The following is a 23,138-nucleotide window of genomic DNA, read 5'->3' as shown; positions in this document are numbered from 1 at the left end:
TCACCCGCAGGCCTGCGCATTCTCATTCTGCGGCAGCACTGTTCGTTGCCCGGGGGGCGGATCTCCGTAGTCGGTGCGGCGCTGACGCGGCACCCGCCCCACCGCATCCGCGATGGCGACGACGTCGTCGACGGTCAGGGTTCGTCCGGCTTCCTGGCCGGATTCGGGCGAGAGTTCGCCGTCGAGTAGCAGGCCGCCGAGGTCGTCGGCGCCACCCGAGAGGACCTCGAGGACGACGTCGCGGTCGAGTTTCGTCCAGGCGACCTGCAGGTGGTCGATGTGTCCGACGGTCATCAGACGGGCCACCGCGTGCACCGCGCGGGTCTCGCGGCGACTCACCTCCGCGGTGGCGACGTCTGCAAGGTGTGGCGGCGCGTTCTGCGGGAGCAGTGGCATCACGATCAGCTCGTGGAAGCCGCCGGTCTCGTCGGCGATGCGGTTGAGCAGCCGAAGGTGCGCGACCACATGCCCGGCTGTCTCGACGTGTCCGTAGAGCAGCGTCGCGGTGGAGAACAGGTGTGCGTCGTGCGCGGCACGGATGGTGTCGACCCACTCCGACACGGGCGGCGGTGTGCCGACGGGATGCAGTGCCGCGCGCACCTCGTCGTCGAGTATCTGTGCCGCTGTCCCGGGTACCGACCCGAGTCCGGCGTCGCGTGCGCGGCGGAGGAACTCCGCGACGTCGATCCCCATGCGCGACGCGGCGTCGACGATCTCCGGTGGCCGGAACGCGTGCAGGTGCATGCCCGGTGCCGCGGCACGAATTCGCCTGATGATGCTCAGGTAGGCGTCGGGATCGACGTCGTCCCTGCTGCGCGGCAACGGCCCCTGCATGCAGATCTCGGTGGCGCCGAGCGCCCATGCCTCGGCCACGAGGTCGTCGATCGACACGTCGGCCTGCGGCGCGGCGACCATCGCGGTCTCGAGGTTCCGGTTGACCACAAAGGTCATGACGTCGGGTTCGGTGGCCTCCCTGCGCGCGACGTCGGCAAGGGTACACAGCTCAGTCAGTTCGTCGCCGTCGGCGCCGAGCAACGCCGCCCAGTCGGCATCGGTGAGCGAGGTCCGGTCGGTGCGCAACGCAGCCAGCGCCGACCGAACCGATCCGCCTGGGGCGGGGCGGTCACTCGCCCACGCGCGCAACACCATGCAGAACACTCTAACGACCACGCACCGTCGCCCGCCGACGGCTACAGGTCGCACGGATGTCGACGCGTCACGCCTCGGCGTCGGGAAGTCTCCTCGACCAGGACAGTGCGACGGGTGCACCGAGCCCGATGATCACCAGCAGTGATGTGGCCAGCGTCGTACTGCCCTGCAGCGTAAGCATCACGTCACCACCCGGACCGCCCATCCCGGCGACGACCAGTACCACCAGCCACGCCACCAGCGGGCCGTAGCGCAGGGGGCCGTCGGTGTACTTCGCAGCCAGCCACAGCAGCACGCAGTTGAGCAGGCCGGCGAGGACAGCCGCGATCGGCACCGCGGTTCCCCCGATCCGCAGGTACACGAAGCCGACCGAGAGCACGCCGACGATCAGTCCGTCGAGGATCAGCAGTCCGAGGAGAACGCGGTCGGCGACGCGCATCAGACATCTCCATCGGGGCTGAACGGGATGGGTGTGAACAGGTCGGTTGCCCGTCGACTCGGCGCACCACGACCGCGCGGCGACCGCAGCACGAAGTGCTCGGCAGCCATGATCGGTTGCAGGATGTTGTTGCTCAACGCGTACTCGGTTCCCGACGCCGCGACGGTCACCTGGGTGGCATGCGCACGCAGGCCCGCGACCTTGTGGTCGTACACGGTCGTGATGTCGATCTCGGCGTCGATCTCGTGGTCGGGGTAGCTCGGCAACTCCCCGGACTCGGGCATCCGCCATCCCGCGGGCACGCTCTGCGCTGCGGCGAGCCCCTTCTGCAGAGCGCTGCGTTCGGTCACCGACTCCCAGACGACGAGCTCGTGACCTGTGCGTGCCTCGACGAGCGGAATAGCCGCCATCGACGCGGTGTGGACCATCTTGTGGTCGGGATGACCGTAGGTGCCTGCCATGTCGTAGGTGACCAGGACCTGGGGGTCGAAGTCGGCGATCACATCCGCCAGGGTTGCCACGACGTCGTCGAAGAGTGCCTGCGCGAGTGCGCGGGGGTGCTCGGCAGACGGAGATCCTGCCATTCCCGAATCACGCCAGTGCCCCGCGCCGCCGAGGAACCGGGGACGCAGCGGATCCGAGCCCACCGGCGAGAGCGCGGCGAGGGCGTCTGTCAGTTCACGGATGCGGTAGCCGCCGAGCTGATCGGCACCGCCGTCGGCGACCAACTGCGCCCACTCGTCGCCGATCACCTCGCCTTCCTCGCCGAGCGTGAACGTCAGCACGCGCACGTCGACGCCTTCGGCGAGATACCGCGCGATGGTTCCGCCGGTCATGATCGTCTCGTCGTCGGGATGCGCGTGCAGCAGCAACAGTCGACGATCCGCACGGTGTTCTGCCACGAGGTGTTCTGTCACGAGATGTTCCATCTACTCGCCGTACCGAAGATCGAGACCTGTATCGGCCCCGAGAGCGGGACGTCGGTCACCTTGCGTGTCACACCCACCATCATGCTGTCCTGATAGAGCGGCAGATAGATCGACTGCGCGGCGAGCAGCGGTTCGGCCTCCGTCAGCTGAGGTAGCGGGTCCTGCGACGACAATGCGTCACGTGCGAGTCCGATGAGCACCGGATCGCAGACGCCAGAAGGGTTGGACGCATAGACGTCCTGAGTCGACGACTGCTGTTGATCGGGAGCATCGCTGGTGGGCGTCGGTGGTGTCGACAGGCTCGGTGCGGTGCCCGGCTTGGGTTGATCACAATCGACCTGGGAGGCCAGCGCCGCGGCAGGCGGTACGCCCAGGCCGGTCCACCCGACGGCCATGTCGACCCTCGAGTCGGTGAGCGCGACACCGTAGAGCTCGTTGTTGGGCAACGAGACGACGGCAGCGCGCACTCCCGCGTTGCGAAGTTGGTCGACGATGTTGGCCGCAGCAGCGGTCGACCGCGCGTCGCCGCTGATCGCGCCGACACGAACCGCGAGGTCGCGACCGTCCTTCTCGAAACCCGCGACACCTTCGGGGACAGCCGACATGGTCGACGCCGGGTCGTCGGATGGTGCAGCTGAGGAAGGGGCAGACGAGGAGGAGGTAGCCGAGGAGGGCGTGCTCGCCGACGAACCGTTCGGGGAGGGTCCCGGCGACGACGAGTCGGCAGACGGTGTGGTCGACGTGGTGGCCGGTCCGCGCCGATAACCGGCCGACGCGAGGAGCTCGTCGACCTGGTCGGGACTGGGACGTTGCCGATCGACCGCGAAGTATCCCGGGTCGGAGGGTGCGAACACTGTGTTCTCGTACGGCTGTACGACGAGGTCACCGGCTCCCGCGTAGGTGACGACCGCCGGGTCGATCATCCCCAGGATCGCCCGACGCACCGCCACCGAGTTCATGACCGGGGTACGGGCGTTGACGCTGATGCCCAGTGCCCGCGACGTCGCCGAGCGCTGTGTCGCGATCCCCGGGACCGCGGCGAGCTCGGCACTGCTGGCGGGCCCGGTACCCAGCGTCGCGATCGACGAGTCACCCGACCGCACGGATTCGACCATCTGCGACGCGGTACCAGCCCGTCGTAAGACCACCTGGTCGAGGATCGAGGGCTTCACCCAGTAGCGGTCGTTGCGGATCAGGCGCACCTCGTCGCGGGTGGTGTCGATGGAGAACACCGAGAACGGACCCGCCGACACGGGCTTCCCGCTGTCCATACCCGTCTGGAAGCCCGCGGGTGCGCCCTTGAGGACGTGGCTGGGCAGCAGCCACGTGAACATCTCACGCCACGCCGGATATGCACGCGCGAACTTGACCGTGACGACCTTGCCGCCGCTGCTCGATTCGACCGAGTCGATCAACCGGTAGCCGGCCGGGGCGACGACATTGGGCTGGCGGGACATCTGTTGCCACAGATAGCTGAAGTCGTCGCCGGTGACCGGCAGGCCGTCGGACCACTGCGCGTTGGTGTGGATCTTGTAGGTGACGGTGAACGGCTCCTGCGAGGTCACCTCCGCCGAGGTCAGCAGGGCCTCCGAACGCTGCCACACGACACTGTTGGGTGTCTGCACCGGCTCGAAGGCACTCGGCAACGTCATCGCGGCGATCGCAGTGGTCACCGGGCTCTGGTCGGCGGCCAGGTGCGGGTTGAAACCCTCACCGACAGAGTCGGTTGCGACGTAGATCGTCTTCTCCGTCGGGTACTCCGCAGGTGTTTGCTGCACCTCCGTCTCACGGACCGGAGGTGGCGGATCGGACATGCACCCCGCCGTCACCAGCGCGACGACAGCGCCGAGCACGGCCAGAAGCAGGCGACTGCGACCAGCGACGACACCGCGTCCGTACACAGACCTGCTGCCGGTCACCACCCGCTCACCCCCACACCTCGCTCCGGCCACTGCACACCAGTTCTCACCCGGGGCCGTCGACTCCTGAACCGGTACGCCGGTCCTGCGACGCGAACCCGGTCGGGATCAGCCAGCCGCCTGGTCGCGCGACTTGGCGCGCGAACGCTCACGGGCGCGAGTGGACGCATCGAGGTGCACCTTACGCACCCGCACGACCTCCGGAGTCGCCTCGACACACTCGTCGGCGGCGCAGAATTCCATCGCACCCTCGAGTTCGAGGTGCATCGGCTTGGCCAGGGTCTCCATGACGTCGGCCGAGGACTGACGCATGTTGGTCAGCTTCTTCTCACGGGTCACGTTGATGTCGAGGTCCTCGGCGCGCGGATTGATGCCGACCACGTGGCCCTCGTAGGTGTCGTCACCCGGGTTGACGAAGAACGTGCCGCGGTCGGCGAGCTGGATCATCGCGAACGGCGTCACCGTGCCCGCACGGTCGCTCACCAGCGAACCGGTGTGTCGTGCTCGGATCTCACCCGCCCAGGCGTCGTAGCCGTCGAAAACCGCGTTGGCGATACCCGTGCCGCGGGTCTCGGTGAGGAAGTCGGTACGGAACCCGATCAGGCCGCGCGACGGAACGCGGAACTCCATGCGGACCCACCCGGAACCGTGGTTGTTCATCTGGTCCATACGGCCCTTGCGCGCCGCGAGCAACTGGGTGACCGCGCCGAGGTACTCCTCGGGGACGTCGATGGTCAGGTGCTCGAACGGCTCGTGCACCTTGCCGTCGACCTTGCGCGTGACCACCTGCGGCTTACCGACGGTCAGCTCGAACCCCTCGCGACGCATCTGCTCGACGAGGATCGCCAGCGCGAGCTCACCGCGGCCCTGCACCTCCCAGGCATCGGGACGATTGATGTCGACGACGCGCAGCGACACGTTGCCGATGAGCTCGGTGTCGAGGCGGTCCTTGACCATACGAGCAGTCAGCTTGTGACCCTTCACCCGTCCCGCGAGCGGCGAGGTGTTGGTACCGATGATGACCGAGATGGCAGGCTCGTCGACCGTGATGCGCGGCAGGGCTACCGGGTTCTCGGCGTCGGCGAGGGTGTCGCCGATCATGATCTCGGGGATACCAGCGATCGCCACGATGTCGCCAGCAACAGCCGACTCGGCGGGGCTGCGCTCCACGCCGACGGTGGCGAGGAGTTCGGTGATCTTGGCGCGCTCGGTGACGGGCTCACCGTCGACCTCACGCATCCAGGAGACGGTCTGGCCCTTCTTGAGGGTGCCGTTGTGGATGCGGACCAGCCCGAGGCGCCCGAGGAAGGGCGAGGCGTCGAGGTTGGTGACGTGTGCCTGAAGCGGCGCCTCGGCGTCGCCCTTGGGCGCGGGAACGTGCTCCATCAGGACGTCGAAGAACGGGTCGAGGTTCTCTCCCTCGGGGACCTCTCCGTTGGCGGGTTCGACGGTGCTGGCGATGCCCGCACGCCCGGAGGCGTAGAGCACCGGGAGGTCGAGGACCTGCTCGGCCGCCGTGGCCGCTTCGTCGTCAAGATCGGAGGCGAGGTCGAGGAGCAGGTCATGGGTCTCGGAGACGACCTCCGAGATGCGCGCATCGGGGCGGTCGGTCTTGTTGACCAGCAGGATCACCGGCAGCGACGCACTCAGCGCCTTGCGCAGCACGAAGCGTGTCTGCGGCAGCGGACCCTCGGACGCGTCGACGAGCAGCACGACGCCGTCGACCATCGACAGGCCGCGCTCGACCTCACCGCCGAAGTCGGCGTGGCCGGGCGTGTCGATGACGTTGATGACGACCTCGGTGCCGTCCGGCTGACGACGATGCACCGCGGTGTTCTTCGCGAGAATGGTGATGCCCTTCTCGCGTTCGAGGTCACCGGAGTCCATCACGCGGTCGACGAGCTCGGCGCGCTCACCGAACACTCCGGACTGGCGGAGCATCGCGTCGACCAGCGTGGTCTTGCCGTGGTCGACGTGCGCGACGATCGCGACGTTGCGGAAGTTGGGGGCAGCGCTCACTGAGCTCTCTTTCATCTACTTCGACGTCCCGGAGGCATGCGCGGGCCGTCGGCGATCCGGTTGGTGGCACCGGATGTGGACTCTACGACGCTCAACAGGGTATCTGCTCGGAGGATGAGAGCGCGATCACACAGCACCATGAACGTCGTCGCGGCACGTCCTGCTGGGCGGTCGCGAGCGGCAGGGCACGCTTATCCGCTGGTTGGAGCGACGCGCGGCGCCCGTCAGTGCGACCTGCGGCTCGCCTGCAGCAGAATCGCCCCGGCGACGGCCACGATTCCGAGTAGTTCGGTGATCGCGGGGATCTGCCGCAGCGCGATGAAGCCCACCACTGCCGCCGTCACGGGCAACAGCGCCAGCAGCAGCGCGAACCTCGCGGGACCCACAGACCGCAGGATCACCTGGTCGAGAGCGTAGGGAACCGCCGTGGACAGCACACCGAGCCCGAGCGCGAGCAGGAGCAGCCACCAGATGCTCTCGCCCGCGTCGACGGCCGGTCCGATGGTCAGGGCCAGCGGTGAGGTCAGGATCGCAGCAACCACGAATCCCGTGGTGAGGTCCTCGATCCCGGCTCCACGAACTGCGACCCGCCGCCCCAGCAGGATGTAGCCCGCCCAGCACGCGGCGGCGGTGAGCGCCAGCACGACGCCGAGCACACTCCCGGCCCAGTGCACGTCGACGATGAGCACCACGCCGATCACTGCCGAGAGCAGTGCCGCGACGTCGCGTCTCGTGCGGGAACCGGCTGCGGCCACCGCGATCGGCCCGAGGAACTCGAGTGCGACGGTCGTGCCGAGCGGGAGGTGGTCGAGTGCGAGGTAGAAGGCGATGTTCATGGCCGCTGTCATCAGCCCGAACAGTCCGGCCAACCGCAACCGACCCCAGCGCCACGCATCACGGCAGGGCCGCACCACCACCGCCAGAACCACGGCGGCGCCCGCGATGCGCAGCCAGGCGACTCCCGCGGGCGACACGGTGTCGAACAACTCGATCGCTATCGCAGCACCGAGATACATCGAGGTTCCGCCGACGAGCATCAACGCCGGAGCCAGCCAACGCGCGCTGTGTCGCGCTCGCGGTTCCGCTGCCCGGCCTCGTCGCTGTTGCGTCACAGGCGCCGAAACTACCCCGTGACCGCGCCCCGGCGCGCCGGGGTTTCCTCGCCCACTCCTCCGATCGCGTTCCCACGGTGTGCAGCCGAAGCCGGCAGCCGCACTCAGGAAGAGCCGGACGATCCTGCAGAGCCGGTCGTGAGCCCGTTCGACGGTGCCGTGCGCAGGCATCCGCTCGCCGGCGCCTTACCTGCGAACCTGTCGGCCAGCCAGTCGTACGCCTCGTTGTATCCGGCGACCCCGCCTGCGATGTGGCCCAACGGAGTTCCGCCGAGGACGGGGAACGCGATACTGCGATACTCCAGTGACCGCGGCTGCTGTGCGCACCACTCGGCGAACAGGGTCTGCCCCTGCGACACCGGTACCGTCGGGTCGACGGGATTGCTGGACAACAGGATCGGGATGTCGGTCGGCGCGCGCAGCCCGACTTTTTGCTCGTTGACCCGGGCGGCGAGGGTCGGAGTCTCGTCTATGAGTTGACCTATCGACTTTCCGCTGACGGTCCAGGTGCTCGTCCTCGGTGAGCCGATCAGCGTGGTGGCCACGATGCATTGTCCACGAACGAGATTCGTGAGGCGTTTGCCCTCGGCATTGAGCATGGGTGGGATCTGTTGTGCCATATCCGGATACAGGGCCATCGCGCCGACGATCGCCCACCCGATCGCACCGCCGAGACGCTGGCCGTCGAGATGATCGAGCAGGCTGCGCAGATCCGTCGGCGCACCGCCTGCATAGATGCCGACGACCTGCTTGGCGAGGTCGGGGGCGTAGCTGTCGATGAGTTCTGCTGCCGCGGCGGTCGCTGCGCCTCCCTGCGAGTACCCGGCAAGCGCCACCTGGGTGCGGGGGTCAACCGTCGGGAGTTGTAGTGCGGCGCGGGCGGCGTCGATCACCGCATCGCCCTGGTCGACGCGCATCGCGAAGGTGTGGTCGCCCGGAGTTCCCAACCCGATGTAGTCGGTGCTCACAACACCGTATCCGCGGGCGAGCAGGTTGTAGGTGATCAGTGCTTCGATCTCGGCCATCGGACCGCCCGGCGAGGCGAGGGTCGGCGAAGCGACCAGACGTGAAGGGGCACACTGGTCTCCCATCCCGTGTGCCCCGGGACCGTACGACACCAGCGGTCGCGGCCCCGGTCCGGTCCACCGCCGCGCGGGCTGTAGGTAGTAGCCACTGACGGCCACGCGCTTGCCCAGGCCATTGGTCGACACGTACAGAATCCTCGTCGCAGATGCCGGAATCCCGCCGGCCCGGTTGGGGATCGTGATGAACGTCGACATCGCTTGCGTTCGAAGCAATGTCCCCGCCGCGGGAAGCGGACCGGTCGGCGGCGTATAGAAGGCGCTGTTGGGGCCGGACGACCCGCCCGACCCGGTCTCGGCTGACCCGGATGAGCCGAGTGGTGCCGCACCGGCCCGCCAACCACCGAGGACCCCGGTTGCGCCGAATGCGACCATGGCCGCTACGAGAACGAGACAGCAGGCCCTCACGAAGGACATCCCTGTCACTGCACGCAATCGGAATGCACGCCGATACCGCATCGTGCCCACCATCCCCCACCCTCCGCCGTTCCCTCACAACCGGTTTCGTGTACACCGCAAGTCGGCGACGCGGACTCTGCCTCGTTCTCGGCCACGCTCGGTGTTCGACCCTAAACCGTTGACCGACCGGGTGCGCAGGTCGATGACTGATTCGTGATGTAACGAATCGGCAGCCCGACCCTCCCGACCTCGGCGAGAGCGTCACACGAGATGGAGCGCTCAGCGCGGCGGGAACGCCTCATCGCGCTCGACGCAGTACGCCGGACAGTTCGGGCACCCACACGGTGTCGGCGGGTACCAATTGGTGCCCGGCAACCATCTTGTCGAGTTCCTCGGCTGTGACCCAGCGCAATCGAGAATGTTCGACGGGGCGGGGCACGCCGTCAGTGATCCGTGCCCACAGCGCGATGAGGGTGAGGTCGTCCGAGAGGGCGACCGTCTCGGCAAGACGCTCCCCCACCTCGACACCGACGTCGAGTTCCTCGCGTAATTCCCGACGAAGCGCGAACTTCACGTCCTCGTCGTCTTCGGCCTTACCGCCCGGAAGCTCCCACAACCCGGCCACGGTAGCCGGATAACGCCGCTGCGCCAACAGAAGTCGATTGTCGACGCTCGTCACGGCTCCGGCGACCACGATCCGCGGGCTCACGGTCCGATCACCGCGATGTGCTCGGGCCGTAAACGCAGCGCAACAGTGTCGCCGACCCGGACGTCGTCATGCGAGACCGCGTCGACGTCACCCACCGACGCCGACACCCGGAGTCGGCGGCCCGCGGGAAGATCCGCCACAGCGACGACGTCACCGAGGGCAGTGGCTGAGGGGTGCGCTGTGACGTCGGCGAGTCGCGCAGTCAGCGATTCCGCGCGGAGACCGAGTTCTCCCGTCTCCCACGACGTATCGACACCCACCGCGGAGGCGTCGACGTCACCCAGCGGTGTGGTGAGTGTGCCGTCGGTGCGCCTGGCCGGCAGCACGGTGGTGCAGCCGAGAAACCGGGCGACCCACGCGTCGACCGGCCGCTTCCACAGTCGCGCAGGCGGATTCGTCTGCACGATGTCGCCCGACCTCATCACCGAGATGGCGTCGGCGATCAGTGCCGCTTCGGTGTGGTCGTGCGTGACGAGGATCGTGGGCGTGTCGGTCGCGCGCACGGCTCTCCCGATGTCCACGGCGAGGTCGTCACGCAGCCTGCGATCGAGGGCAGCGAGAGGCTCGTCGAGCAACAGCAACCTGGGGTGTGGTGCCAACGCACGCGCCAGTGCAACGCGCTGCGCCTGCCCGCCGGAGAGTTCGTCGACGGAGCGTTTCTCGAAGCCCGGCAGCTGCACGAGTTCGAGCATCTCGGCCACGCGCCGCGCGACCGATGTCCGCGACATACGTCTGGCCCTGAGTCCGTATCCGACGTTCGCGCCGACGCTCCTACCACCGAACAATTGGCCGTCCTGGAACACCACACCGAAGTCGCGCCGATGCGGCGGGACGCGGCCGAGATCGGCACCGTCGAGACGGATACTGCCCCGTTCCACGTCCTCGAGGCCCGCGATGGCACGGATCAGAGTCGACTTTCCGCAGCCCGACGGCCCCAGTAGCGCGGTCACGAGCCCGTCGACGCCGACGCGCCAGTCGAGATCGTCGATGACCGTCTGCGACCCGTACGAGATGCGTACACCTTCGAGCTCGAGCATCAGATCGGTGCTCCCGAGCGGGGTCGGAGTAGTTCGACGGCCAACATGGCCACCGCGGTCGCCACGACGAGCAGCATCGATGCCGCCATCGCCGTCGCCAGCTGCGTTGCGCCCGGCCGATTGAGTGCCGATCCGATCAGCACGGGCAGAGTCGTGGTGTCCGCGCGTGCCAGGAAGCTCGTCGCGCCGAACTCGCCGAGAGCCATGACGAATGCGAATCCCGCGGCCGCGGCCAGCGACCTGCCGATCGCGGGGAGGTCGATGGTGCAGAACACCCTGAGCGGACCCGCTCCGAGCGTCGCGGCGGCCGCGCGTGCACGATCGGGAACCGCGTCGAGCGCCGGAACGACGATCCCGATCACCACCGGGATAGCGATCAGGGCCTGCACGCACGGGATGATCAACTCAGACGCCGCGATGCGGCCGGGCAGCTCCGACAGCACGATCAGGTATCCGAATCCGAGTGTCACGGCGCTGATCCCGAGAGGTATCAGCGCCAGAACCGCACCCACCACGCGCGCGGTCCCTCGCGCGTTGTGCAGCGCGACGGCCGCCAGTGCGCCGACGGCGACCGCGATCATCATCGCGAGCAAGGCCGACACCAACGAATACCGCAGTGTTGCAAGGGGTGTCACGCCATTGACCGGCTCCGCCAGGGCGCGATAGCCGGAGAGAGTCCACGCCCCGTCACGGCTCGGACGAACCGATCGCACCGCCAACACCGCGATCGGGACGATGAGAACCGCCACAGTCCACACCCACGCCAGACACGCCGAAACCCTGGCCCAACCCGTGATGCGACGATGCCTTGGTGCGCGGGTGCCCTTCGTGGTGGTCCGCGATCGTGCCGTGACCACGCGGGTGAGGATGAGCGCGACGACGACGACGAGGATCTGCACCAAGGACAGCGCCACCGCCTCCGGTATCCGGAAGTAGCCGATTGCTTGTTGATAGATCTCGGTTTCGAGTGTGCGGAGTGTGCCGCCGCCCAGGATGATGATGACGCCGAAGCTCGTCGAGCAGAACAGGAATATCAGCGTGCCTGCCGCACCCACCGCCGGTAGCAAAGCTGGCGCGATCACCGTTCGCCATGCACGGAATCGCCCGGCGCCCAACGTACGGGCGGCGTCGAGCGCGCGGGTGTCCAGTGATCGCCACGCCGCGCCGACCACGCGGACCACGACGGCGACGTTGAGGAAGGCGTGGGCGAGCAACACCGCCCACCATCCGGATCCGATGTGCGCGAACGCGAGCGGCCCATCTATCAGGGCCCTGAACGCCACGCCGACGACGACCGTCGGCAGTACGAACGGCACTGTCACCACCACGTCGAGGACCATCGCCGACGCTCCACGCAACCGCGAGTACAGCCAGACGATCGGCGCTGCGACCACCAGCGACAGCGCCGTCGACGCCGCGGCCTGCGCCACCGTCACCCACAGCAGATGAGCTGCTCGGGTACGTGTGAACAGTTCTGTCAGCGACGAACCGGTTGCGGCGTCGGCGCTGTCGGTGATCGCACGCCAGACGAGCGCAGCGACCGGCCACACGAACAACACTCCGAGGAACACCACGGGAATGACGGCAAGGAGCCGGCTCCCGACACGGTTCGCGCTCAGCGCCCGACTGCGCTGCGCCATTGTTGGAGCCACGTCTCCCGATTCTGCGCGATATACGCCGGTGGCAGGTTGACTGTCGACTGCGGGATGGGTGCGCGCTGAACCCAGCCGTCGGGCAACGGGGTGTCCTTCTGCACCGGGTACACGTACATCGACGACGGCAGCGCCTTCTGCACGGTGGGGCTGAGCATGAAGTCGACGAGCTTGCGGGCGCCCGCGGTGTTCGACGCACCCTTGAGCACTCCGACGTATTCGACCTGTCGAAAGCAGCTGTCGAGCAGCGCACTCGTTCCCGGCGTCGCCGCAGGCGAGGACGCGTAGGACAACACGATCGGCTTGGCGCCCTTGCCCTCTCCCGCGGTGAAGAGCTGGTTGTATGCGATCTCCCAGCCCGACACGATCGTCGCGCCGGCGGCGGAGACCTGCTTCCAATAGTCCTGCCAGTTGTCCCCGAAGACGCCGACGGTACTGAGCAGATAGGCCATACCCGGCGACGACGTACCGGGATCGATCAGCGCCGCCTGCTTGGCGTAGGTCGGTTCGGTCAGGTCACGCAGGCTCTTCGGCGGGGTCTGCCCCTCGCGTCGGTACCACTCGTCGTCGATGTTGAGGCAGACGTCCCCGCGGTCGACGGCGGTCAGCTCGTTGTTCGAATCGGGCACTGCGTAGCGGTCGGCACCGTTGGCGGCGGCGGCCGGTGTGTACGGCTCGAGCGCACCCGCCGCGATGGGTCGGGCGGCGAAGGTGTTGTCGATCCCGTACACCGCATCGCCTTTCGGTGAACCGGGGGTGAGCGACACCGTCGAGGCCAACTGACCCGCGTCACCACTCTTGACGACCTTGAGCGTCAGGCCAGTCTCCTTCTTGAACTCATCGAATACCGGTTGCGGCAGATCGAACGAGTCGTGAGTCAGCAGAGTGACCTCCGAGCTCGACGACGAGTCGTCCCCGCACGCCGTCAGCAGCGAGGTACCAAGAGCGAGCACCGCCGCTGCGACCGCGCAGCGCCGCACACCCCTCCAACCCGGCACCCGCCGTCCCGACGTCTTCGCGACGGGTCGACCCGTCGCTGCGGTCTGCTCTGTCACCAGTGCTCCTCACCCAGGGTCGGCGACGTCCGCACACAGCCGGGCGGCGCACCATCGAGAAAACCTGACGTTGATCGAACTCCTGTCGATCTAACCAGTTCGGTCACGCACGGTCCGTCGACCAGCCCCGAGGACGCGGCGACCCGTAACATACGTAACAATTGCATCACCCATACCAGGAGTTGGCCATGCCGGGCGTTAGGCTCCCCTGGACACCGCCCCATCGCCGGGGCTTAGAATGACGCGGCGTCATTGTTGACCGACAACCGTGCGGGTTGCGCGGCGACAGGGCGCCAACAGCACCGGGGTGTCGGGGGACGCCACGTCATCCGACCGGCGTTCCGGGCGGTGACACCCGGGTAGTGTCCCGAGTGCCCGACACACACCGACAACCGATAGGACACCGACACGTGCGTCTATCAGCACTGACCAGCCGCGCCCGCATCGCCGTGGCCGCAGCAACGGTCGCCGTCGCGGCCTCGCTCGCCGCCCCGGCCATCGCCACTGCGGCACCGACGCCCGCGCCGAAGGTCGACCAGCGCACGTTGGACTCCCTCGGAGCCTTCGCACCTGCGATCATCGGCTCGGTCACGACACCGGGTCCAGATGGCAAGGTCAACGCTCAACTCCTGCAGCAGGCGCGCGCCATGGCCGATCAGCCGGGGCTCCCGCCCCAGGTGGCGTCGACCTGGCAGAAGATCATCGACTTCCTCGGTGAGCCCGGACGTCAGCAGGTCGCCCGCATGGAAGCGGCCAAGCCGGGAGAGCCCGAGATCCCGCAGGGACCCAACGCCCCCAAGATCCAACAGTTCCTCTATCCGACGCTGGGCTTCGGCTGCATGCCGGGCGGTGGAAACTCACTGGGCAGAGCGCTCGTGACGGCGGGCCCGCAGAAGGCGCCTGCGCCAGGGCCCAAGCGCGGACAGGCCGGGTATGTCTACACGAGCCTCGGCACCGGACCCGCGATCAACAACCAGGCTCGTCAGCTGCTCGTGAGTTGGATCAACATCGACAACGGGCGTACCGGCCAACTCCAGCTCAAGCGCAACCCCTTGATCAACGCAACCGACGGACCGGGCACGTTCACCGGGATCGCCTCGACCGGTAAGGGCCGAGTCATCTCGACGATCTATGGCGACGTCACCACCAAGACCAAGGGCAAGGTGCTCAACTGCACCATCGTTCCGACGATCGGACTCGCGATCATCTGATCCACGTCACCGTCACGACACCGCGAAGCCGGGGGAGCCAATGCTCCCCCGGCTTCGTCGTCTGGCCGGTCGCACAGGTATCGCGCGCACATCACAGCTCGGACTCACGACTTGAAGTCCCACCCGCACTCGTGGTCTCTTGTAACTCTAGAAACATCTGTCACATCAGCACCATGCGTACCGGCACGGCGCTGATGGTCTTGTCGAGGAGAAGCATGATGACGTCGGTGCACGAGAATGCGCACGAGGCAGCACACGGACACCACGCAGAGACCGTCCATCGACCAGCAGGGCAGCGCGCGGCAACCGGTCGCCGAGTGCGCACCACCCGTCGACTCCGCCTGGGTGTCGCCGGGGTCGCAACAGCACTCGCCGCACTCGTCCTGGCACCCGCGACCGCCTCGGCGGATCCCGCGCTCCCGACCCCACCGACCACGCTCGCCCCCGACCCGCAGGCGCTGGGCGGTGTGCCGCTCGACCATGAGCTCGCCGAGGCGGTCAAGGCGCTCAAAGCCGCGGGCGTCGACCAGCTCGCCCTCAAGGCCGCCGAGGCCGTGAAGTCGTCACTGGGGCAACTCTCCACCGCCGACATCGAGGACAGACTCAACACACTGTCGGTCGCTCTCGGCGGCAGCACGGCATCGCGCGATGTGAGTGCGGGAGCATCCGCACGTCCGGCCGCGGGCGCAGACGTGACGTCAGTTCTGAAGGCTGTTGGCATCCAACCGTTCTCACCGGCCATCGCACCGTTGTGCACGACGCCGACCGACGACAACCCGCTCGGGATCGTGACCGGTGCCGCGGGCGCCGCGCCCGGCCCGTGGCCTGCGAAGACCGAACCCATGACGGCGATCAAACCGCTCGAACCACTGCTGCAACTGATCCCCGGCATCTCGCTGCCGGAGAAGCTCAATCTGGTCGACAAGGGCGAAACGGCATTCGCTTTCGTCCCGGCGACCAGCGGCACCGGGGGCGCCGCCGACGGACACATGCAGGTCGCGTGGTTCAACACCTCGACGTTGCAGGGCGGATTCGAGGATCTCAAGCCCGTGGCCGATCCCCGGGCGACGGTGCTCCTGCCGTTGCTGTCGGGCGTACGCCTCGCACCGGTGAAGACCGGCAGCGGTACGGTCCTGGCCGCCATCTACGGAACATCGAACAACGCGGGTCGCTCGTGCTTCTTCCTGCCGGCGATCGGCGTGGTGGACGCCAAGTGACCAGACCAGCCCGTCGCCGGAGGTCACGGAGACATCCCTCGACCAGATCGATTCGCGCGGCCGCGTGTGTGGCCATGGTGTGCCTCAGTGTCGTCACACCTGCTGTGGCAGCAGCCGCTCCCACCGTCCAGTCGCAATCCGATGCCGCCACGGAGTCGTCGTCTGACACCACTGCCGCCCGGTCGGCAGGGGCGGTCTACTCGAGCCGTACGATTCCGTCGTCGGATCTCGTTCCCGGCGCCGCGAACGGCACGGTCTTCACGTATGCGACCACCGGCGCCGACCACAAGCCTCAGCGATCGAGTGGTGTCCTACTCACGCCCTTCGGCACCGCCCCCGCCGGCGGCTTCCCGATCATTGCATGGGCACATGGTTCACGCGGTTTGGCCGACGCGTGTGCGCCGTCGGCACGGCCTACCGTCACCGATCTCGACCAGGCACGTGCGTGGCTCTCGCGCGGATACGCAGTGGTCACCACGGACTATGCAGGACTCGGAACCGCAGGAACCCCACAGTATTTCGACTCCGACGCGACCGCTCGGAATATCGTCGACGCTGTGCGAGCCACGCGGTCGCTCGGCGACAGTCTCGCGCGCAAGTGGGCGGTGGTCGGTCAGGGCCAGGGCGCGGCCGCCGCGGTGACCCTCGCCCGCATCGCCACCACGTTGCAGGGCCCCACCCTCGACTTCCGCGGTGCCGCGGCGTCGTCGATTCCCGCAGAATTCTCGTCGCTGCTGACCAAACTCGGCCCGGGTACCGTCACGCTACCCGCCGGGTTGACGGCCGACGCCCTCTACACGCTCAGTGCGATCAGTCGTGCACGGCCGTCGGTGGACGTCGTCGACTACCTCACCGAGAGCGGCCGCACCTGGCTCAACCGTGCGGCGGATCAGTGCGTCGCCGACCTCACGCGCGAAGTGGACGGCTTGTCACTGGGATCGCTGTTCTCCAAACCACTCTCGGGTAATCGCGAGCTCGCCGGTGTCCTCGAGGCGGCGTCGGTGCTGCCCGTCCGCGGCTTCACCCGGCCCGTGATGATGACGCAGGGACTCGTCGATCCGTCCGTCATCGTGCCGCTGACGTTCAAATACATCAACGACGCACGATCCGCCGATCGACAGGTCTCGCCACGCCCCTACCTGACGTTGTCGGAGGACAGTGCCAACCGTATGGCGGACAACGACATCCGGGCATTCGTTGCGACCGTGATGCGTTGACGACTCGGCCACAGGTCTCGGGAGAGACCGGATTCGCGATCGCATACTCGGTTGCGTCGGCCGCGGCGACGATCGCCGGCGCATTCGGCTCGCACCGCGCAGCGGCCGTCACCAAGCCGGTTCCGCTCGCCCTACTCGCCGGACGAGCGGCATGGAGGGCACGTCGACGCCTCGCCAGACCGGGAATCGACGACGCCCTGCTCGCTGGCGCTATCGTGTTCTCGGCCGCAGGCGACCGCGCAATGCTCCTCGAAGAGTTCAGTCCTGCAGACACCGCGGCGCAATGGACGGTCAAGGACCGTCGACTCGCGACCGGAGCGGCGCTCTTCGCCGCGGGGCAACTCGGTTACTGTGGCCTGTTGTTCCGCCGAGGTGCGCGTCCCAGCCTGCGCGCATTCGCACCGCGGATAGCCGCGCTCAGTGAAGCGGCAGCGGTTCTCGCGACACATCGACCGCGGCCACTCACCGTTCTCATGCCGTACGGCACGACGTTGGCGATGATGTCGACACTCGCCGGCAACCTCGATACCCCACAGCCGTCGACCCGTATCGGCGGGTTACTGTTCCTCGCATCGGATTTCACGATCCTGAATCGTCGACACCTCGTCCGCGGGGCGACGGCACGTCGGGTCAGCGAGGCCTGGGTGCTCGCAAGCTATTTCACGGCCCAGTACCTGCTGACGACTGCACTGGGGACCGCACCGGGGCCATCGACATCCCCGCGGGTCTCGCGCTCAGCTTGATTTCGCACGCCGCGTGGCCTCGAAGCGCGATAGGTCCTCGGCGGCAACGGCATCCATGTCCTCGAGCTCGAGGCCCTTGGTCTCGCGGACCTTCGCCTTGACGAAGAAGAACGACGCCGCGGCACAGAACGCGAAGAACCCGTAGACCCAGCCGAGTCCGAGCGATGCACTCGCCTCGGGGAAGAGCATCGAGATGGTGAAGTTGGCGAGCCAGTTGAACGCCGTACACACGCCGAGTGCCACGCCCCGGATGCTGTTGGGGAACATCTCGCTCAGCATCACCCACATGACCGGACCCCAGGTGGCGGCGAACGCGATCACGAACAGATTGGCACCGATCAGCGCGACGACACCCCAGTGCCCGTTCAGTGTCAGACAGTCGGAGTTGGTGTTCCCCGGGGTGCACTGCGTGTCGCCGACGGAGCCGGTCTCCTTGTAGTGCGACTGGGTGAACGCCACGCACGCCATGACGAGGCCGATGAACATGCCGACCGAACCCCACAGCAACAACACACGCCGACCGATGCGATCGACGAAGAGGATCGCCACGAACGTCATGACCACGTTGATCGCCGACGTGATGACCGAGGTCGTGAATGCGGAGTCGGTACTGAAACCGACGGATGTCCACAGACTCGTCGAGTAATAGAAGATGGCGTTGATACCCACGAACTGCTGGAAGATGGCCAGCCAGATACCCACCCAGACAAGGGGATGCAAACCGAACGACGGCCCGCGCAGGTCTGACAGCTTGGCCGACGACTCACGCTTGACTGTCAGTTTGATCTCTTTGACACGAGCGAGTGGATGCTCTTCGCCCGTGACCTCCTCGAGGATGCGGGCGGCTTCCTTGTCACGATTGTGTCCGACCAGGTATCTCGGCGACTCCGGGATCAACAGCGCGAGAACGCCGTACACGACTGCCGGGACGACGCCGACGAGGAACATCCACCGCCAGGCTTCCAGACCCCACCACAGCGTGTTCATCGGTTCACCGCCGGGGGCGGCCTGCTGGAAGAGCTTGTCGGACAGCAACGCGGCGAAGATACCGAGCGTGATGGCGAGCTGTTGCATCGACGCGAGCGCACCGCGGTACCGGGCGGGCGCGATCTCGGCGATGTACGCGGGCGCGATGACCGACGCGATTCCGATGCCGAGACCGCCGATCACGCGCCAGATGAGCAGATCCCACACCGTCTGGGTGTAGGCGGTGCCGACGGCCGACGCGGCGAACATGACCGCGCCGAGAACCATGACGCGTTTACGACCCCAGATGTCGGCGAGCCGACCGGCGAACCATGCACCCACGACACAACCGAGCAGTGCGATGGCGACCGCGAAGCCCTTGAACAGGTCGCCGAGCCCGAAGGTCTGCTGAATGGAGTCGACGGCGCCGTTGACGACCGAACTGTCGAAACCGAAGAGAAAGCCACCGACGGCCGCAGCGACGCTGACGCCGATGACTCTGGCTGTGTGTTGCTCGGATGAAGGGGCAGAACGTGCTTGCGACATTTCCTGACCTCGCCTCGATACTCGGCTTTGGGGGACACTCGACTCTCAGGTGCGCCGCGGCCCCGGACGTGATTGTCACGTTACCCAATGTTGTTCAGCGTGAAGGCACTTTGAATGTCAGTACGGGCGAAACCGTGACGGCGCGACGACATCGAGTTCAGATCGTGATGCTTCGGGCATCGGATCCGCGACGCGAGACCAGAGTGCAGTGGGTCGGCAGCACGCCCGGACCCGGTTTCCTCGTTCAGAACGACGCTAGGCGTTCGCAGTTCCTCTGCAGGACGACAATTGCGGGTTGACCATGGGCACGAATGCGATGGCCCCTATCTTCTGGTGGATCACGAACGACACCCGGCCGGGGCCGGGGTGGAGAACGATCTGCCAGGAGATGTGTCTCGCACGACTCGGTGCGCTGACCACGCCGCTGCGCCCCGTGGCCAGGTTGCGCCATGAGACCGTGACCTCCATCGAGTAGTCGACGAGTCCCGCGCGCGCCCGGTCGGTCCCGATCAGCTCGATCGCGGGCCCCGGTAGTCCGTCGGACGGAAAACGGATGTCGTTGAAGACGTCGACGTGGATGTCGAGCGGGCCGAGCGGCCACGGGTTGGCACTGCCGCACCGCAATGAGGTCACGAAGTTCGGATCGCTGTACTCGGGAATCGCGTGCGCCCTGCCGACACCGGCCGTCGTGAGTCCGGTCATCGCCACCACCGCGGCTGCCATCACCGCGACCGTCCGCCGCACCCCTGCGGCCCGTCCCCATCTGCGCATGGCGTCAGTGTAGGAGTCCCTAGGATGAGGCCATGGCAAAACTGCAGATCGCCCAGGATCCCGCCGCCGATGAACTGTTGTCGACCGATCCCTTTGCGCTGCTCACCGGGATGTTGCTTGATCAGCAGTTCCCGATGGAGCGGGCATTCGCCGGACCGGCCAAGATCCGTGACAGGTTCGGTTCGCTCGATCCCGTGGCGATTGCCGATGCCGACCCCGACACGTTCGCCGACCTGTGCGCAACGCCGCCGGCGATCCACCGTTACGGACGCTCGATGGCCGGACGTGTCCAGGCGCTCGCCCGAGTCATCGTCGACGACTACGACGGCGACACCGCCCAACTGTGGTCCACGGCGACGACCGGCAGAGAACTCTTCGACCGGATTCGGGCCCTCCCCGGCTTCGGCGATCAGAAGGCGAAGATCTTCACCGCGCTGCTCGCCAAGCAACTCGACGTCGCCCCGCGTGGGTGGACGGCGGTCGTCGGCGACTACGGTAAGAAGGGATTTCGCTCCGTTGCCGACGTGACCGATCCCGTCTCTCTGCAGAAGGTCCGGGATTTCAAGAAGGCCGCGAAGGCGGCGGCGAAAGCGGGCGACGACGCGTCCGCGAAAGGCTAGGGTGTCGCTTGACATAGGAGAAACTCGTGGTCGAAGAACGTGACGTCGAAGTCGACATCACCAGCCCGGATATCCGCTCGGCCATCGACCTTCCGTTCCGGTTGGGATTCGCGATCACCGGCGTGGCGCTCACGGCAGCGGAGTCCGCGGTGGCGATCGCACGGGTCACCGCGACCAGTGTGCAGCATGAGATCGGGCAGGCGATCGGCATCTCCGGGGCAGAACTCGGCGGCGCGCGTGCTCCACTCGCGCTCCTGTCACAGTTGGCCGATCTGATGGCTCCCGACCGCCCGCTGGGGCGGCTGATCGCGCCGGGAGGTCCACTCGAGCGGCTGGTCACGCCGGGCGGCGTGGTCGACCGGCTCACCGCAAAGGACGGACTGCTCGAAAAGCTCACCGCACCCGGCGGCCTGTTCGACCAGATCACCGATGAGAACGGCATCCTGGTCAGACTCACCGCCAAGGACGGCCCGCTCGACCGACTCACTCGGCCCGGCGGTGTGGTCGACCAGTTCACGGAGAACGAGGGCATCCTCGAACGCCTGACCTCGGAGGGCGGCATCGTCGACCAGCTCACCGCGCCCGGCGGTCTGCTCGACAAGGCGACCGAACCAGGAGGCGCTCTCGACAGACTCGCCACGGACGGCGGTCTGCTCGATCAGCTCGTCGGCGACGACGGTGCCGTCGAACGTGCCATCACGCCCGGTGGCACTCTCGACCGAATCACCGAGCTCACCGAGGTCATCGCCACACTCGCGCCGAATCTCATCGCGATGCAGGACACCGTCCACGAACTGGCGGAAACGGTCGACCTGCTCAACCAGACCGTCGCCCCGCTCGGCGGACTCGCCGACCGCCTGCCCAAGCGCCTCACCCGCGGGTCGCGGAATTCCCTTCCGAGCGGGCACGATCCGGCTCGCTCCCCGCACGACCAGCTCTGACCGCGTTGTCCGACCCTGCACGAGCGAGGCGATCGATCGCCTCCGACAGCCCCGCGAGGTAGGCATCGACGTCCGGACAGACCTCCGGAGACGTCGTCACCGAGATCGTGACGCGGTCACCGATACCGTGTACTCCGTGTGTCAGCCCCTGCACGGGGGACAACGCCGGGAACCCGGCGGTGGCGAGCACCGGCCGACCGTCGAGCATCAGATCTGCCGGACCCCGATCCACGGATGAGACGACGGTGACGCCGGTGACCCGCTCGGGAACAACCTCAGGATCGAAATGCGCTATGCCCCAACGGGTCAGCGCCGCCGGAGTCGCAGCCGTCGCGGCTCGCGACGCGACGCGCGTCGGATCGTCGTCGCAACGGCGTGCCGTATCGATGTCGGCCGCGATCCGCCGTGCGCGCTCACAGAGGTCCGGTTCGTCGACCCGTAGATCGATACCGACGTTACGAAAGTTGTTGCGGGTGCCCCTCCTGGGCGATCGCGCCACTGTCAGCTCGACGACGAGCCGGTCGTCGACGTCGGCGAGGAAACGGGGCAGCGCCAGCGAGATCGCCACCAACGCACCGACCGTCACGCCACATCCCCCGATTCGCAACGTGCGACGCTCGACAGTCAGTGTGCGCAGGGTCCGCGAGCGTCCGGACGGCTTGTTCACTCGCGACAGCGCCACTCCCCCACCGTGTTCGACCGGAGCAACGCGATGTCGGCGCCACGCGACGGCGCCACGCGCGACCATCGATGCGAATTGACCGGGGAAACGCGCCGCCCCGAGAAGGGCACTGCCGACGCGTAACGCCGAATCCGGCGCAGCCCGGGTCACCGATCGGCGTGGCTCGGCGCCAAAGACTCGCGTCCCGAAGAGTTCGCGAGCGATCTCGGCGGTACGTCGACCGTCACCGAGCGCGTGCGAGATCTGTAGTACGACAACGACTCCTGCATCGCTGTCGGCGGCGGGTGTCGGACCGCCGCACCCGCTGATCGGCTCCCCGGGCTGCGAGTACTCGTGGGGCGTCCCGGGAACACCGCTCACCGGCGCGAATACGTGGACACGCCAGGCCATGTCGGTCGGATCGAGTTGATCGGACATGCGCTGCGCCAGCGCCGCCAGGCACTGCTGCCAGGTGCGTGCGACGTCGTCGACCACGAACTGTTCCGCTCGGACGTCCGTGGTCACCCAGTAGGGACGATCGAGTGTGAGCGGGACATCGAGCACACGCAGCCTCAGATCGCGCACACGCTGCGCCCGCGCCGCGAGCCACGCGGCGAGGACGCGCGGGTCGTCGACTTCTCGGTGGGCGAAAACGTACACCGCGAACTGGTCGTTGGGGATGATCGGTGCCATCCAGTACGACAGCGCGTCTGCCGCAGCCATGCGCTGCATCCGACCGGATCC

At 67.3% G+C, this 23,138-nt stretch carries 20 protein-coding genes; 6 read left to right on the top strand and 14 right to left on the bottom strand.

Annotated features, from left to right (window positions below; translation table 11 throughout):
* The 11 genes from GOOTI_RS11965 to GOOTI_RS11915 form a co-directional block, all read right to left on the bottom strand.
* On the bottom strand, nucleotides 1–1,149 hold the full coding sequence (locus GOOTI_RS11965) for an FO synthase (RefSeq protein WP_039993995.1): 1,149 nt from the start codon (nucleotides 1,147–1,149) through the stop codon (nucleotides 1–3).
* A gap of 67 nt (nucleotides 1,150–1,216) precedes the next feature.
* Entirely contained in the window at nucleotides 1,217–1,588 is a 372-nt protein-coding gene (locus tag GOOTI_RS11960; RefSeq protein ID WP_007238852.1) for a hypothetical protein, read from the bottom strand.
* Nucleotides 1,588–2,517: an N-acetyl-1-D-myo-inositol-2-amino-2-deoxy-alpha-D-glucopyranoside deacetylase gene (gene mshB, locus GOOTI_RS11955; protein ID WP_007238851.1), complete on the bottom strand. Its 930-nt coding sequence runs from the start codon at nucleotides 2,515–2,517 to the stop codon at nucleotides 1,588–1,590. Before mshB ends, GOOTI_RS11960 begins: the two co-directional genes overlap by 1 nt.
* A complete protein-coding gene (locus tag GOOTI_RS11950) occupies nucleotides 2,502–4,331 on the bottom strand; it encodes an ABC transporter family substrate-binding protein (RefSeq protein WP_174299136.1) in 1,830 nt (609 codons plus the stop codon). Before GOOTI_RS11950 ends, mshB begins: the two co-directional genes overlap by 16 nt.
* Before the next feature lie 213 nt (nucleotides 4,332–4,544).
* Nucleotides 4,545–6,455, bottom strand: a complete 1,911-nt coding sequence (typA, locus tag GOOTI_RS11945) for a translational GTPase TypA (RefSeq protein ID WP_007238849.1) — start codon at nucleotides 6,453–6,455, stop codon at nucleotides 4,545–4,547.
* Between the two features lie 224 nt (nucleotides 6,456–6,679).
* Nucleotides 6,680–7,471: an EamA family transporter gene (locus GOOTI_RS11940; RefSeq protein WP_007238848.1), complete on the bottom strand. Its 792-nt coding sequence runs from the start codon at nucleotides 7,469–7,471 to the stop codon at nucleotides 6,680–6,682.
* 200 nt (nucleotides 7,472–7,671) lie between these two features.
* Nucleotides 7,672–9,066, bottom strand: a complete 1,395-nt coding sequence (locus tag GOOTI_RS11935) for a lipase family protein (RefSeq protein WP_233425488.1) — start codon at nucleotides 9,064–9,066, stop codon at nucleotides 7,672–7,674.
* A gap of 280 nt (nucleotides 9,067–9,346) precedes the next feature.
* Complete coding sequence (locus GOOTI_RS11930) at nucleotides 9,347–9,757, bottom strand: (deoxy)nucleoside triphosphate pyrophosphohydrolase (RefSeq protein ID WP_007238846.1); 411 nt, start codon at nucleotides 9,755–9,757, stop codon at nucleotides 9,347–9,349.
* Nucleotides 9,754–10,794, bottom strand: coding sequence for an ABC transporter ATP-binding protein (locus GOOTI_RS11925; RefSeq protein WP_007238845.1), 1,041 nt, complete (start codon nucleotides 10,792–10,794; stop codon nucleotides 9,754–9,756). Before GOOTI_RS11925 ends, GOOTI_RS11930 begins: the two co-directional genes overlap by 4 nt.
* Complete coding sequence (locus GOOTI_RS11920; protein WP_007238844.1) at nucleotides 10,794–12,434, bottom strand: ABC transporter permease; 1,641 nt, start codon at nucleotides 12,432–12,434, stop codon at nucleotides 10,794–10,796. Before GOOTI_RS11920 ends, GOOTI_RS11925 begins: the two co-directional genes overlap by 1 nt.
* Nucleotides 12,410–13,501: a thiamine ABC transporter substrate-binding protein gene (locus GOOTI_RS11915; protein ID WP_007238843.1), complete on the bottom strand. Its 1,092-nt coding sequence runs from the start codon at nucleotides 13,499–13,501 to the stop codon at nucleotides 12,410–12,412. The genes GOOTI_RS11920 and GOOTI_RS11915 overlap by 25 nt, the downstream gene beginning before the upstream one ends.
* Nucleotides 13,502–13,911: 410 nt before the next feature.
* Here GOOTI_RS11915 and GOOTI_RS11910 point away from each other — a divergent pair, with 410 nt between their 5' ends.
* The 4 genes from GOOTI_RS11910 to GOOTI_RS11895 all read left to right on the top strand — a co-directional run bounded on the left by GOOTI_RS11910 (nucleotide 13,912) and on the right by GOOTI_RS11895 (nucleotide 17,889).
* Nucleotides 13,912–14,712: an Rv1157c family protein gene (locus tag GOOTI_RS11910; protein ID WP_007238842.1), complete on the top strand. Its 801-nt coding sequence runs from the start codon at nucleotides 13,912–13,914 to the stop codon at nucleotides 14,710–14,712.
* Between the two features lie 173 nt (nucleotides 14,713–14,885).
* Nucleotides 14,886–15,929, top strand: a complete 1,044-nt coding sequence (locus GOOTI_RS11905; RefSeq protein ID WP_233425487.1) for a hypothetical protein — start codon at nucleotides 14,886–14,888, stop codon at nucleotides 15,927–15,929.
* 74 nt (nucleotides 15,930–16,003) lie between these two features.
* Nucleotides 16,004–17,146 carry an alpha/beta hydrolase family protein gene (locus tag GOOTI_RS11900; protein WP_007238840.1) on the top strand — a complete coding sequence of 381 codons (1,143 nt, stop codon included), beginning with the start codon at nucleotides 16,004–16,006 and terminating at the stop codon, nucleotides 17,144–17,146.
* The gene (locus GOOTI_RS11895) at nucleotides 17,143–17,889 is read left to right on the top strand and encodes a lysoplasmalogenase family protein (protein ID WP_007238839.1); all 747 of its coding nucleotides are present in this window, start codon (nucleotides 17,143–17,145) and stop codon (nucleotides 17,887–17,889) included. The genes GOOTI_RS11900 and GOOTI_RS11895 overlap by 4 nt, the downstream gene beginning before the upstream one ends.
* Here the strand turns inward: GOOTI_RS11895 and GOOTI_RS11890 are convergent.
* Both GOOTI_RS11890 and GOOTI_RS11885 read right to left on the bottom strand, forming a co-directional pair.
* Nucleotides 17,881–19,401, bottom strand: a complete 1,521-nt coding sequence (locus GOOTI_RS11890) for a sugar porter family MFS transporter (protein WP_007238838.1) — start codon at nucleotides 19,399–19,401, stop codon at nucleotides 17,881–17,883. The genes GOOTI_RS11895 and GOOTI_RS11890 overlap by 9 nt on opposite strands.
* 255 nt (nucleotides 19,402–19,656) lie before the next feature.
* Nucleotides 19,657–20,172 carry a hypothetical protein gene (locus tag GOOTI_RS11885; RefSeq protein WP_051997950.1) on the bottom strand — a complete coding sequence of 172 codons (516 nt, stop codon included), beginning with the start codon at nucleotides 20,170–20,172 and terminating at the stop codon, nucleotides 19,657–19,659.
* Between the two features lie 32 nt (nucleotides 20,173–20,204).
* Between GOOTI_RS11885 and GOOTI_RS11880 the strand changes: the two genes are divergently transcribed.
* Together GOOTI_RS11880 and GOOTI_RS11875 are read left to right on the top strand one after the other, a co-directional pair.
* Entirely contained in the window at nucleotides 20,205–20,792 is a 588-nt protein-coding gene (locus tag GOOTI_RS11880; protein ID WP_007238836.1) for an HhH-GPD-type base excision DNA repair protein, read from the top strand.
* Between the two features lie 26 nt (nucleotides 20,793–20,818).
* Nucleotides 20,819–21,733: a hypothetical protein gene (locus GOOTI_RS11875; RefSeq protein WP_007238835.1), complete on the top strand. Its 915-nt coding sequence runs from the start codon at nucleotides 20,819–20,821 to the stop codon at nucleotides 21,731–21,733.
* Here GOOTI_RS11875 and GOOTI_RS11870 read toward each other — a convergent pair.
* Nucleotides 21,663–23,126: a WS/DGAT domain-containing protein gene (locus tag GOOTI_RS11870; RefSeq protein WP_007238834.1), complete on the bottom strand. Its 1,464-nt coding sequence runs from the start codon at nucleotides 23,124–23,126 to the stop codon at nucleotides 21,663–21,665. The genes GOOTI_RS11875 and GOOTI_RS11870 overlap by 71 nt on opposite strands.
* Nucleotides 23,127–23,138 lie beyond the last annotated feature (12 nt).

It is taken from the genome of Gordonia otitidis NBRC 100426 (assembly GCF_000248075.1).
Classification (GTDB): domain Bacteria; phylum Actinomycetota; class Actinomycetes; order Mycobacteriales; family Mycobacteriaceae; genus Gordonia; species Gordonia otitidis.
This window is presented reverse-complemented; position numbering and strand designations above follow the sequence as displayed.